Genomic DNA, 12,514 nt, shown 5'->3' with positions numbered 1-12,514 from the left:
CCTGCCTTTTGCCTTACGAACGCAATGACCCGCCCCGGTAGAACGGAAGATCCACCACCGTCGCCTCCATGCTCACCTTCTCGTGAGTTATGGTGAGAGGCGCGCCGAGGGTGGCCACCGAGGGATTCACGTATCCCATGCCGATGCCGCAGCCGAGCATGGGAGAGAAGACGCCGCTCGTGACGGTGCCGACCCGCTCCCCCTCGAAGTGGATTTCATAGTCGTGGCGCGGCGAGCGGCGGGACGTGACGTCGAAGGCCACCTTGAGCCGCTTCACCCCTTCTGCCCGCTGTTTCAGAAGAGCCTCCTTGCCGACAAACGCCTTGTCGAAGTTGACAAAGGTCTCAAGCCCTGCCTCGATGGGGGTGGTGGTCTCGTCGATGTCGCTCCCGTAGAGACTGTACCCCATCTCCAGCCGAAGCACATCACGGGCGCCGAGGCCGGCGGGCTTCACCCGGTCGTCGGCAAGGAGCCGGTTCCAGAGATCCACGCTCTTCTCGGCCGGGAGGAAGATCTCATACCCCAACTCGCCGGTGTAGCCGGTGCGGCTCACGATGGCGTCAGCGCCGAGGACCTTGGTCCGGATGAACTTGAAGTAGGGAATGGCGGCGATCTCCGGCCCGACTACGCCGGAGAGCACCTCGCGGGAGAGGGGCCCCTGGAGGTCCAGCTTGCCGGTGGCGGCGGAGATGTCCCGGAACTCCCCGCCGGAGAGGCGGGCGGAGATGGCGGCAAAATCCTTGGCGATGGTGGCCGCGTTCACCACCACCATGGCCTCGTCGTCGGCCAGGCGAAAGACGATGAGATCGTCGATGACCCCGCCGTTTTTGTTCAGGAGAAAGCCATAGCGGGAGCGCCCCACCGGGATCGACTTCACGGAGAAGGTGAAGACGTCTTCGAGCCCCGAGGCGATGATGTCTCCCTTGAAGTGAAATTCCCCCATATGGCAGATGTCGAAGAGGGCCGCCTTCTCCCGGCACCACCGGTGCTCGGCGATGATCCCCTCGTACTGGATCGGCATGTTCCAGCCGCCGAAGGGGGCCATGAGGGCTTTCAGCTTCTCGTGTTCAGCGCAAAGGGGGGTGTTCTTGAGGGGTTCCATGGCGGGTCCTCCGGCGGGAAAATTAAGCAAGACACATAAAATTTGACTTTAATTGATTTGCCTGGCTTTGTAAAACACTATTGTACACCACAAAACCAGCGGCGCCACCAGGTCAGACAAGAGAAAATAGCGGCGATTACTCCACCTCCAACTCCTTCACCCGCAACTCCTCCCCGGTCACCACCCGTATTCCGTAGGCGCCGCACGCGGGACAGGGATCGAAGTAGCCACGAACCGGAAACTCTTTCCCGCAGGAGGTACATTCCCCCCGCCCCGGCACCTGCTCGATGACGAGCCGTGCCCCCTCCAGGAGCGTATCCCGTGTGCAGGCCTCGAAGCAGAACTCGACCGCATCGGGCACCACGCCGGAAAGATCGCCGATCTCCAGCGTCACCGACAGGACCCGGCGCCCCCCGGCGCTCTTGTCACATATTTCCACCACGCTCTGGGTTATGGACATCTCGTGCATGTGCATCTCCTTGAGAACCGCTTGAGTAAGAAGCGTCATGATAGCAGAGTCGCCCCCTTGGGAAAAGGATGGGATATACGCCTTGTCTCCACCGATACGGCTGATGTATACTTTCGCGACATTTCACGCGATTTTTCCCCCGAGGTTATCCATGACCCTCAATACCAGGCTGGTGATGATCATGCTGACGCTCCTGGTCATCGCAGTCCTCACCCTCTTCTTCCTGAACCAGTACAGCCAGAATGAGATGGTGCAGGAGATCCAGGAAAGCTCCACCATGGTGACCAAGGCCCTCCAGATGAGCATCGAGGACCTCACCTCCGAGTACGAGCCCGACCGGGCGCGCCTGACTGAGTACATGAAGGAAGCAAAGATCAAAGGAGTCAGGGAAATCAACATCTTCAGCAACGAAGGGGAGATCATCGACTCTTCCAACCCGGCGAAAATCGGGAAGAAGCGCGAGATCAAGAAGCTTGAGAAGGGCCTCAAGGTCTCTCCCGGGACAAAGTCTGATGCGGGGTCGTCGCGGGCCTATGACCTGGTCGTTCCGGTCATCGTCGGCGACGAACAGCTGGGGTACGTGCAGATCAACCTTCTCCTCGACAACATCCGCACCATCCAGCACGAGAACTTCGTCAACCGGGTGGTGGCCACCTCCCTGGTTTTTCTCCTGGGCATCTCCCTCACCATCTTCCTGGCAAAGCGCTACACCTCACCCATCAACAACCTGGCGGACGGGGTGCGGCGGGTGGCCGACGGGGACCTCTCGGTCACCTTCCCGGTGAAGACGGGGGACGAGATCGGCGAACTGGCCACAAACTTCAATGAGATGGTGGAGAAGCTCCGGGAGCGGGAAATTCTTGAAAAGCGCCTCTACGAGGCCGAGCACCTCTCCCGGGTGGGGCAGCTCGCTTCCGGGATCGCCCATGAGATCAGGAACCCCCTCAACTACATCAGCCTCGCCATTGACCACTTGAAGAGCGAGTTTACGGCCGCCTGCCCCGACAAGACGGAGCGGGTCGTCCCCATCGCGGACAAAATCAAGGAGGAGGTGCGGCGGGCCAACTACATGGTGGTAAACTTCATGAACTTCGGCCGCCCCCTGAAGCTGCGGATAGCGGAAATCTCCTACGCGGAACTCATCGAAAAGGCCCTGCCGCTGCTCCAGGAAAAGCTCACGGAGCAGCGGGTCACGGTTCGCACCGCAATCCCCGACGATCTTCCCCCCATGCGGGCCGACGGGGAGATGCTCCGCAACTGCATCTTCAACTTCGTCACCAACGCCGCCCAGGCCATGCCCGACGGCGGCGCAGTCACCCTCGGGGCCACCCACGACCGGGAGCAGAACCGTTTTCTCCTCACCTTCAGCGACGAGGGGTGCGGCATCCGGGAGGAGGACCTGGCGAAGATCTTCCAGCCCTGGTACACTACCCGTGAGGCCGGCATCGGCCTCGGTCTTGCCATCACCGAGCGGATCATCCGGGAGCACGGGGGAGAGATCAGGGTGGCCAGCACCGCCGGGAAGGGGACGACGTTCACCGTCGTGCTCCCCGCATAGAACTTCACAAGGAACCATCCATGACCGGAACCATTCTCATAGTTGACGACGAACGGGCACAGCGAGAGATCATCCAGACAATCCTGGAAGGGGAAGGGTACCGCGTGACAGCGGTTCCCGGAGGGCGCGAGGCCTTGGAGCAGCTCGAAACGAGCGAGTTCGACGTGATCCTCACGGACCTGAAGATGCAGGGGATGTCGGGGATGGAGCTCCTGGAGCGGATACTGGAGGCCGATCCCCGCCAGTGCGCCATCATGATGACCGCCCACGGCACCGTGGACTCGGCGGTGGAGGCCATGAAGAAAGGGGCCTTCGATTACCTGGAAAAGCCCCTGGAGCGGGATAACCTCCTTCTTACCCTGCGTCGGGCCTTCGAGCGGGTGAATCTCCTGCGGGAGAACCGGGTCCTCCAGAAGCGGCTCAAGGAGACGAGCGTCATCCCGGACATCATCGGCGAACACCCGAAGATGCGGGAGGTCTTCCGGATCATCACCAAGATCGCTCCCACCGCCTCCACGGTCCTCATCTACGGCGAGTCGGGGACCGGCAAGGAACTGGTGGCCAAGGCGATCCACGACGGGAGCCCCCGGAAGGACAAGCCTTTTTTCGCCATCAACTGCGCCGCCATCCCCGAGAGCCTCATGGAGAGCGAGCTCTTCGGCCACGAAAAGGGGGCCTTCACCGGCGCCAGCTCCCGGGAACTGGGGATCTTCGAAGCGGCCGACGGCGGCACGGTTTTCCTGGACGAAATCGGCGAGATGAGCGTGGCCATGCAGGCGAAGCTCCTGCGGGCCATCCAGTCGAAGGAGATCCGCCGGGTTGGGGGAAAGGTGAACATCCCCGTGGACGTGCGGATCATCTCCGCCACCAACAGGGACCTGGAGGCGGAGATCAGGCGGGGAGGATTCCGGGAGGACCTCTTCTACCGCCTGAACGTGATCCGGATCACCCTTCCCCCGCTGCGGGAACGGGGAAGCGACATCGCGGCCTTGGCCGATTTCTTCGTGAAAAAGTGCGGTGCCCAGACGGGAGTCACCGTCAGGGGGATCGCCAAGCCGGCCCTGAAGCTCATCATGGACTACAGCTGGCCCGGCAACGTCCGGCAGCTGGAATCGGTCATCGAACGGGGGGCGCTCATGGCCGAGAGCGACCTGATCCAGCCCGAGGATCTGCCGGCCGAGATCACCGAGGGGCTCTCCCGGGCGGGGTGGATTCCCTTCGAGCTTCCCCCCGACGGAATCCAGTTCGATGAGCTGGAGCGCAACCTCATCATCAAGGCCATGGAACGGGCCGACTGGGTCATCGCCAAGGCGGCCCCGCTTCTGGGCATGAGCTACAAGACGCTCCAGTACCGGCTGGAGAAGTTCGGTATCGAAAAACCGGGGAATGGGGATTAGGAGGGGTCATGGATTTCACCAAGGGAATGCACCGCTTTACCGTTGTCCCTTCGCTGACCGGCGAACTGGCCAGACTCCAGACCATCGCCTACAACCTTTGGTGGACCTGGGAGCCCGAGGCGGTGGAGCTTTTCAAACGGCTCGACATCGACCTCTGGCAGCAGACCCGCCACAACCCCGTGGAGATGCTCGGCATCCTTCAGCAGACCACCCTCGACAAGCTCACCACCGACGAGGGGTTCATGTCCCAACTGAAGCAGGTGGACGAAAAGTTCCGGGAATACCTCTCGGCCAGGACCTGGTTCGAGCGGACCTGCAACGGCGGCAGACCCATGAGCGTCGCCTACTTTTCCATGGAATTCGGCATCCACGAGTCGCTCCCCACCTATTCGGGGGGACTCGGAATCCTGGCCGGCGACCACTTGAAGTCAGCCAGCGACCTGGGGATTCCCCTGGTGGGAGTCGGACTCCTCTACCGGCAGGGTTACTTCCGCCAGTACCTGAACATCGAGGGGTGGCAGCAGGAGCTCTACCCCGAAAACGACTTCTACAACCTCCCGCTCACCCTGGAGCGGGACGCTTCCGGCGCCCCCCTGGCCGTGGAGCTCAACATGCCGAGCCGCAAGGTGACGGCCCACATCTGGCGGGTCCAGGTGGGACGGGTCCCCCTCTACCTCCTGGACACGAACCTGGAGGAGAACGCCCCCGAGGACCGGGAGATCACTGCCCAGCTCTACGGCGGCGACCTGGAGATGCGGATCCGTCAGGAAATCCTCCTGGGGATCGGCGGCATCCGGGCCCTCCACCTCCTGGGGATCACCCCCAACGTCTGCCACATGAACGAGGGGCACGCTGCGTTTCTGGCCCTGGAGCGGACCCGCCTCCTCATGGAGGAGCACGGCATCCGCTTCGCCGAGGCCATGGAGGGGGTGCGGGCCGGCAACGTCTTCACCACCCACACGCCGGTGGATGCCGGCATCGACCACTTTCCCCCCGATCTCCTGGAGAAGTACCTGGGGCGCTACTACCGTTTCCTGGGCCTCTCCCGGGACGAGTTCCTGGCCCTGGGGCGGATCAACCCCAAGAACTCCCACGAAGCGTTCTGCATGGCGGTGCTGGCCCTCAAGCTGGCCGACCATGCCAACGGCGTCTCCCAGCTCCATGGCGAAGTGTCGCGGCTCATGTGGAAGAACCTCTGGCCCGAACTCCCCGACGAGCATATACCCATCACCTCGGTCACCAACGGGGTCCACACCAAGACCTGGCTCTCCAACGAGATGGCAGGGCTCCTCACCCGCTACCTGGGGAACCGCTGGCGGGAAGACCCCACGGACCCTCTCCTCTGGAAGCGGGTCGCCCATATCCCCGAATCGGAGCTCTGGAGGACCCATGAGCGGTGCCGCGAGCGGCTCGTCCTCTTTGCCCGCCGCCGCCTCAAGGACCACCTGAAGCAGGTGGGGGCCACCGCCAAGGAGATCGCCCAGGCCGACGAGGTCCTTGACCCGGAAGCTCTCACCATCGGTTTTGCCCGCCGCTTCGCCACCTACAAGCGGGGGACCCTCCTCTTCCGGGACCTGGCGCGACTGGAAAAAATCCTGGGGAGCACCGACCGGCCGGTGCAGATCATCTTCGCCGGAAAGGCCCACCCCCACGACACCGAGGGGAAGGAACTGATCCGGGAGATTTTCCAGCATTCCCTCGACAGCCGGTTCCGGGGACGGATCGTCTTCATCGAGGACTACGACATGGCCGTGGCCCGGCACCTGGTCCAGGGGGTCGACGTCTGGCTCAACACCCCCCGCCGCCCCCTGGAGGCCAGCGGCACCAGCGGCATGAAGGTGGCCTTCAACGGCGGTCTCAACATGAGCATCCTCGACGGCTGGTGGCCCGAGGGGTACCAGGGGAACAACGGCTGGGCCATCGGCAAGGGAGAGGTCTACGACGACCTGGATTACCAGAACGAGGTAGAGGGGCGGGCCATCTACGACCTGCTGGAAAAGGAAGTGGTCCCCCTCTTCTACGACCGGGGCGCCGACGGCATTCCCCGCGGCTGGCTTGCCTTCATGAAGGCAAGCCTCCAGACCCTCTGCCCCCTCTTCAGCACCGAGCGGATGGTTCAGGAGTACACCAGGACCATGTACCGTCCCTCCTTCGCCCATTGGGAGATGCTCTCGGCGGACGGCCTGGCCCTGGCAGTGGATCTCGCCAGCTGGAAGGGGGATATCCGCCACACCTGGCACCAGGTAAGGATCGCGGGGATCGAAGCCAAGGCTCCTGCCGAGGTCCCGTTGGGGACGGTAATCCCGGTGACGGTGAACATTATCCTCGGCGACATCCCCCCCGACCAGCTTTCCGCGGACCTCTACTGCGGGGTCCTGGACTCCCGGGGGAACATCGTCGGCGGGGAACTGGTTCCCCTTACGTGGGAAGAAGCGACAGAGGACGGCACCCACCGCTTCCACGGCGAGATCGAGAGCCGCTTCTGCGGCAGGCACGGCTTCATGGTGCGGGTCATGCCCCGCCACCCGAAGCTGGGGCCGGTCTACGAGCAGGGGAGCATTGCATGGGGATAACGGGCGGGACCGGGGTCCCCTGCTCAAGGTTTACCGGTTTCGGCCGATACGTATGACATGATCATCACCCAGGACATAGCCCGGATTGCCCAGGCCCTCCTCAAGGACACCACCGGTTCCCTGGTGGAGGCCACCTGGCAGTCCCTCACCCCCCTCAACCTCACGCCGGGACAGATGGTCCACGGCGAGGTCATGGCGAATTTCGCCAACAGCCGCTACTTGGTGAGAATCGCCAACGAGCTCCTTCACATGGAGCTCCCCCTCAACCTCCAACCGGGTCAGGCAGTGGAGCTCACCTACGTCACCGACGAGCCCCGGCTTGTCTTTTCCCTGTCGAAGTCGGGCAATTCCGCGACGCCCGTCCAGATCAGCGACACGGGGCGCTGGCTCAACACCCTGGCCCAAGGGACCGGCGGCACGCCGGCCGCGAGCCCTCTCCCCCGCCCTTCCCTCGTGATCTCAACTCCCCCACGGGACACAGCCCTTCTGGCCGAAGGGCTGAAGAACGTCCTCACCCGGAGCGGTGTTTTCTACGAATCCCACCTGGCCCAGTGGGTACAAGGGGAACATCCCCTTACCGACCTCCTCCGGGAGCCCCAGGGCCAGCTCTCCCCCCTTGCCGGCCGCCTCCCGGCCGAGGGAAATGGGGCAAGCCCGACACTTCAGGGAGTCCGGGTTTCGCCCGGCGAGACACCGCCGGCGCCGGTGCCTCCCGCTGTGACGCCGGGACTACCTCTTGAGGAAGGCATCACTCCAGCCCCCCCACGAACCATTGCAGAAGAAAGTCCGTCCGCACCAGGAAACGCCGCACCGGACACCGCACCCCGACAGGGGGAAACTCCTCCCCCTCCCGACGCCGCCACCGGCACCCCGAAGGGGGGCCAGACGCCCCCAGCCGCATCCCGGGACCCCCTTCCCCAAGCGGCTATTTCGCCCCAGAACCAGTCCCCAGCCCCGGGGCGGCCAGGTGAACCGCCTGCACATCTCCCCGCGGAGCCTCAGCAGGGAGGCATGGCCACGATCTCACCGGACCCCAAGACCGTCGACGCACCGCCGGCCGCCCCGCAAAATGCAGCAGCACCGACCGGAGCCCCCCTGCCAAAATCCGTTGGAGAGGTTCCCGTCCCACAGCCTGCAGTGACGGTTCCCCAGGGGGGGCAGCCCCCTCAACCGCGGGACGCCGTTGTCCCGAGCCCTGCGGAATTCGGGCACCCCGCCCCGGCATCATCCCCGAACGCACGTCCGCAGGCAGAAGGCCACCCACAGTCCCTCCTTCGGGACGGAGCACCAGCCACATCCCCCGGCAGGTTTTCCTCTCCTTCCCCCCTCCCCGGAACGCCGGAGGGAGGAGCACGAGCCGCGATCCCCGGAGAGACCGCGCCAACCAGCCGGGAGACACAGGGCCGGCTGGCGGAGCCACCACCTCCCGCAGGCATTGAGTCCCAGACCATCCCCATCATCAAGGAGCAGCTCTCCACCCTCACCACCGGCGTCTTCACCTGGTTCGGCCAGGCCTGGCCCGGCCAGGACATGGAGTGGAAGGTGGAGGAGCGGGAGGCGGAAGGGGGTAAGGGGGAGCGGTCGTGGCTGACCGAGGTGGCCGTGGAGCTGCCAAGCCTGGGGGCTATCCGGGCAACCCTCCGTGCAGGAAAGGAGGGGATCGGTGTGACCCTGGTTGCGGAAGACGGACGGACGGCGGAGATTCTCGCGGCAGGACAGAATGGCCTTGAGGAGCGGTTCGGCGCCGCAGGGCTGCGGCTCGGCGGCTTTACGGTGAGAGATGGATCACAGTGAGCGGGAAAAAAAGGCGGTGGCCCTCTCCTACCGGGAGGGGCAGTATGCGCCGCAGGTGGTGGCAAAGGGGCACGGGGTGACCGCCGAGGCGATCATCGCCTGCGCCCGGGAGGCCGGTGTGTTCGTCCACGAGTCGCCGGCCCTTGTGAGCCAGCTCATGCAGGTGGACATCGACCACTACATCCCTCCGGAACTCTACCGGGCGGTGGCGGAGCTGCTCGCCTGGCTCTACTGGCTGGAGCACGAGGAGGGGCGCGACGGGAAACCGTGACATGGCGGTGGTGCGGTCTTTTGTGTTGCCCGAGAGGGGAAAACCCGTTATTCTTTCGGGTCGTCTCTCACGATTCCAGAAAGAAAGACCGCCCGATGCAACGCATAGTCCTCCTTCTGCTCATACTCGGCACGTCCCTCCTGGCGGCCTGCACCACCATGGTCCCCCGGGAGAAGCTCCCCTACCCCATCACCGACGCGAGCTTCGGCGACCCGGTCAAGGTGGTTACCATTCCCCTGCCGGTCATTGCCACGAGCCCCAACGAGGGGGCCATCCTCGGCGGGCTGACCGCCTTTCTCCTCCATAACGCCCGGGACGAGGTGAACACCCTCATCGCCCCCCAGGTGAACTACAACGCGAACTTCGGCACCACCTTCTCCCTCTACGGGGCCTTCTTTCCGCTCCCCAACCGGAACTGGGAGTTCAACCTCTCCAAGTCGACCAACATCAACGAGGACTACGAAGTCAGGCTCCGGGACAAGACCTTTCTTGACGGCAAGCTGGAGACCAACGCCTTTGTCTACAACTTCACCGACGGCTCGGCCCGGTTCTTCGGCTTCCAGTCGGACAGCAGAAAAGAGGACGAGACCAACTACGCCGACAAGGAATACGGCTTCACCCTGGGGGTCGGCTACGACATCATCGACCACCTCCAACTGGTCGTCGGCGAGCGTTTCCGTCAGGTCGCCATCAGGCGCGGCGCCGTCTCAAAACTCCCCTCCATCCGCGACCGCTTCACCGAGGGCCAGGTGCCGGGAATCAACGGTTTCACCGCCCATGCCCAGAAGCTCTCCCTCATCTACAGCACCCTCGATTCCCGCGACATGCCCACCCGGGGGCTCTACGCCAAAGCCTCCATCGAAGGAAGCGCGGAGTTCCTTGGAAGCGACGCCAGCTACCGCCACTACGAGGCAGAGCTCAAAGGGTATTTCCCCCTAAAGGAAGCCCGTTACATCACCGTGGCGCGGGTTGCCTACAGCCAGACCCTGGGGAGCGACGTTCCCTTCCTGGAGCGGAGTATCCTCGGCGGCGAGTCCACCCTGCGGGGGTACGGGCGCAACCGCTTCATCGATTCCAGCTACTTCCTCTGCAACCTGGAGGAGCGGATCCGCCTCTTCCGCTGGAGCGTCTTCGACGTAAACACCGACTGGGAAGTGGCTCCCTTCATCGACCTGGGGGCGGTCATGGAGTCCCTGGACCAAGCCAGAAGCAAAAACTTCGAGTTCAACCCCGGCATCGGTTTCCGGGCCGTGGTCCGCCCCAACATCGTGGGCCGGGTCGACATCGGCGTCGGTAGCGACGGCCCGGCGGTCTTCGTGGGGCTGGGGTATCCCTTCTAGGCCATCCTTCCACGATCCCGCATAACCGCCCCCTGCCGCGTCCCCCGCCGCTCCAATTCGGCATCCACGGCATCGAGCACCTCCCCCTTGCGCAAGGACCAATCCGGCGCCACCAGCTGGTCGGCGGGGGCATCCCCCACGAGGCGATGGATGACGATGCGGGGATCGAGCCGTGCCAGGAAATCGCAGACGATATCCACGTAGGCGTCCCGCTCCAGACACCTCCCCTCTCCTTGCCGGTACATCTCCTCAAGCACTGTCCCCTTCATCACGTGGAGCTGGTGGAGCTTCACCCCCTCCACACCGAGGCCGTTCAGGATCTCAGCAGTTGCCACCATCTCCTCCCGCGACTCCCCCGGCAGCCCCAGGATAACATGGGCGCAGACCCGGATTCCCCGCTCCCGGCTCCGGGCCACGGCGTCAACAAAGGAAGCGAAATCGTGCCCCCGGTTGAGGGAGATAAGGGTTCGATCCAGGGGGGATTGAAGACCCAACTCCAGCCAGAAATAGGTGCGCCGGGCGTACCCGGCCAGGAGATCGAGAACCTCGGACGGAAGGCAGTCGGGGCGGGTGCCGACGATGAGGCCGGCCACGTCGGGCACTGCCAAGGCCTCGTCGTAGAGGAGGCGGAGCCGCTCCACGGGGGCGTAGGTGTTGGAGTAGGCCTGGAAGTAGGCGAGAAATTTCGCCGCGCCGTAGCGGCGGGCGAGGAAATCCTTCCCGTGGAGGAGCTGATGGGTGACGGAGAGCTCTGGCCTGATGCCGAAGGAACCGGAGCCCTTGCCGCCGCAAAAGATGCACCCGCCGGTGCCGGCGGTGCCGTCCCGATTGGGACAGGTGAAGCCGGCATCCACCGAGATCCGCTGGACCCGGCAGCCGAAGACACGGCGCAGCTCATCGGCAAAGGCGGTGTAGCGCCGCTCGGTCACTTGACCACCTCGAAGACCTTCAGCTTATCGTTCCATGTGTACCCCGCGCCGCTCCAGATGGCCTCGATGGTCTTCCACTCAAGGCCGAGCCCTTTCATCTCCTCACTCAGGTAGTAGGCGGGCATGATCTCGTTGTCGTCGATCCTGCCGTCGCCGTTGGTGTCGGCCCAGTGGCGGCCGTTGACGGCAATCCGCGCCGGACCGCCGATGATCCCCCTGCGGGTTGCCTTCCCGTGGCTCAGGATAACCTCGCCGCCGAAATCGGCCTGGCTCCCCAAGGGAAGCGTCCGGGGCGCCGAGAGGGTATAGGAAATGGTGACAGGCCCGGTACCGCCGGGGGGGATGAGCCATTTCACCTCCCGTTCCCCCGCCTCTCCGGCCACCGGGGGATTAGAGGCGACAAACCGCCAGCCGGCAGGAATCCGCTCCTTGACGATAAATCCGCTCTTCTCGCCGTCGCGCCGGTCCACCTTCACCTGAACCGGAACGAGCTGTCCCGGCGCTCCAAAGGAAGGGAGGACCCTGGTCGCCACCAGCTCGGCGGCGCCCCGGCGCGAGAGGACGGCCCCGACAATCAAGGCCACCAGGAGGGTGCCAAGCCCCGCGGCGAGGACAAGGGGCGCCAGACGCTGTTTCCGCGGCGGCTGAAGCATGGGAACGGCTTCCGGCTCCGGTTCCGGTTCGGTAACCGGCTCCGGCTTGAGAATTTCCTCAAGGGAAACCTCCAGCGCCGTTGCCACCTTCTCGGCGTTGTCGCGCTTGATGGTGGGGTAGCGGTTGTTCTCCCACCGGGAGATGGTGTCGGTGGTGACTCCCACCACGCTCGCCACGTAGAGCTGGGTCAGTTTCTTGGCTTCGCGTATCCTTTTAATGGCCGTACCGTCGATGGCGACGATCGGGGACACACTCCGTTCGCGTTCACTCTTTTCGTCCTGGGTTTCCATGGGGTGGCATTGTAGCAGGTTTTCCGAAAGTCACGGAAGCATTTTGCGTTCAGACGCCACGTGCTCAATCGCGGGCAAGAAACTTGCAAGACGGATTCCCGTCCCGGGGTAATGCCCTGAGCAAAGCCTTCCCTAAG

General features: G+C 64.1%; 10 protein-coding genes. 6 read left to right on the top strand and 4 right to left on the bottom strand.

Translation table 11 applies throughout. The annotated features are described in order from the left end of the window. Nucleotides 1–13: 13 nt before the first annotated feature. Nucleotides 14–1,102: a glycine cleavage system aminomethyltransferase GcvT gene (gcvT, locus tag KI811_RS07495; protein WP_214185845.1), complete on the bottom strand. Its 1,089-nt coding sequence runs from the start codon at nt 1,100–1,102 to the stop codon at nt 14–16. 136 nt (nt 1,103–1,238) lie between these two features. Then, on the bottom strand, nt 1,239–1,571 hold the full coding sequence (hypA, locus tag KI811_RS07490) for a hydrogenase maturation nickel metallochaperone HypA (RefSeq protein WP_214185995.1): 333 nt from the start codon (nt 1,569–1,571) through the stop codon (nt 1,239–1,241). A gap of 151 nt (nt 1,572–1,722) precedes the next feature. Here hypA and KI811_RS07485 point away from each other — a divergent pair, with 151 nt between their 5' ends. The 6 genes from KI811_RS07485 (at nt 1,723) to KI811_RS07460 (ending at nt 10,504) form a co-directional block, all read left to right on the top strand. After that, nucleotides 1,723–3,129, top strand: coding sequence for a sensor histidine kinase (locus KI811_RS07485; protein ID WP_214185844.1), 1,407 nt, complete (start codon nt 1,723–1,725; stop codon nt 3,127–3,129). Nucleotides 3,130–3,149: 20 nt separating this feature from the next. Next, complete coding sequence (locus tag KI811_RS07480) at nt 3,150–4,526, top strand: sigma-54-dependent transcriptional regulator (RefSeq protein ID WP_214185843.1); 1,377 nt, start codon at nt 3,150–3,152, stop codon at nt 4,524–4,526. 8 nt (nt 4,527–4,534) lie between these two features. Further along, nucleotides 4,535–7,099 (top strand): glycosyltransferase family 1 protein, encoded by a 2,565-nt coding sequence (locus KI811_RS07475; RefSeq protein ID WP_214185842.1) that lies wholly within the window; start codon nt 4,535–4,537, stop codon nt 7,097–7,099. A 57-nt stretch (nt 7,100–7,156) separates the two neighbouring features. After that, nucleotides 7,157–8,893 (top strand): flagellar hook-length control protein FliK, encoded by a 1,737-nt coding sequence (gene fliK, locus KI811_RS07470; RefSeq protein WP_214185841.1) that lies wholly within the window; start codon nt 7,157–7,159, stop codon nt 8,891–8,893. Beyond that, complete coding sequence (locus KI811_RS07465; RefSeq protein WP_214185840.1) at nt 8,880–9,164, top strand: EscU/YscU/HrcU family type III secretion system export apparatus switch protein; 285 nt, start codon at nt 8,880–8,882, stop codon at nt 9,162–9,164. The genes fliK and KI811_RS07465 overlap by 14 nt, the downstream gene beginning before the upstream one ends. Before the next feature lie 95 nt (nt 9,165–9,259). Further along, nucleotides 9,260–10,504: a BamA/TamA family outer membrane protein gene (locus KI811_RS07460; protein WP_214185839.1), complete on the top strand. Its 1,245-nt coding sequence runs from the start codon at nt 9,260–9,262 to the stop codon at nt 10,502–10,504. On the opposite strand, the gene mnmL is transcribed toward KI811_RS07460, so the two are convergent. Together mnmL and KI811_RS07450 are read right to left on the bottom strand one after the other, a co-directional pair. Continuing rightward, nucleotides 10,501–11,433: a tRNA modification radical SAM protein MnmL/YtqA gene (mnmL, locus tag KI811_RS07455; protein ID WP_214185838.1), complete on the bottom strand. Its 933-nt coding sequence runs from the start codon at nt 11,431–11,433 to the stop codon at nt 10,501–10,503. The two genes, KI811_RS07460 and mnmL, sit on opposite strands and share 4 nt — an antisense overlap. Continuing rightward, the gene (locus KI811_RS07450; protein WP_214185837.1) at nt 11,430–12,377 is read right to left on the bottom strand and encodes a helix-turn-helix transcriptional regulator; all 948 of its coding nucleotides are present in this window, start codon (nt 12,375–12,377) and stop codon (nt 11,430–11,432) included. The genes mnmL and KI811_RS07450 overlap by 4 nt, the downstream gene beginning before the upstream one ends. Nucleotides 12,378–12,514: the final 137 nt, after the last annotated feature.

It is taken from the genome of Geobacter hydrogenophilus (genome assembly GCF_018501225.1).
GTDB lineage: Bacteria > Desulfobacterota > Desulfuromonadia > Geobacterales > Geobacteraceae > Geobacter > Geobacter hydrogenophilus.
This window is presented reverse-complemented; position numbering and strand designations above follow the sequence as displayed.

Excerpts from the sequence above, each read along its gene's own strand:
- KI811_RS07465 (WP_214185840.1), top strand. The coding sequence starts at position 8,880 with ATGGATCACAGTGAGCGGGAAAAAAAGGCGGTGGCCCTCTCCTACCGG.
- KI811_RS07485 (WP_214185844.1), top strand. The coding sequence starts at position 1,723 with ATGACCCTCAATACCAGGCTGGTGATGATCATGCTGACGCTCCTGGTC.
- KI811_RS07450 (WP_214185837.1), bottom strand. The coding sequence starts at position 12,377 with ATGGAAACCCAGGACGAAAAGAGTGAACGCGAACGGAGTGTGTCCCCG.
- gcvT (WP_214185845.1), bottom strand. The coding sequence starts at position 1,102 with ATGGAACCCCTCAAGAACACCCCCCTTTGCGCTGAACACGAGAAGCTG.
- KI811_RS07460 (WP_214185839.1), top strand. The coding sequence starts at position 9,260 with ATGCAACGCATAGTCCTCCTTCTGCTCATACTCGGCACGTCCCTCCTG.
- KI811_RS07475 (WP_214185842.1), top strand. The coding sequence starts at position 4,535 with ATGGATTTCACCAAGGGAATGCACCGCTTTACCGTTGTCCCTTCGCTG.
- KI811_RS07480 (WP_214185843.1), top strand. The coding sequence starts at position 3,150 with ATGACCGGAACCATTCTCATAGTTGACGACGAACGGGCACAGCGAGAG.
- hypA (WP_214185995.1), bottom strand. The coding sequence starts at position 1,571 with ATGCACGAGATGTCCATAACCCAGAGCGTGGTGGAAATATGTGACAAG.
- fliK (WP_214185841.1), top strand. The coding sequence starts at position 7,157 with ATGATCATCACCCAGGACATAGCCCGGATTGCCCAGGCCCTCCTCAAG.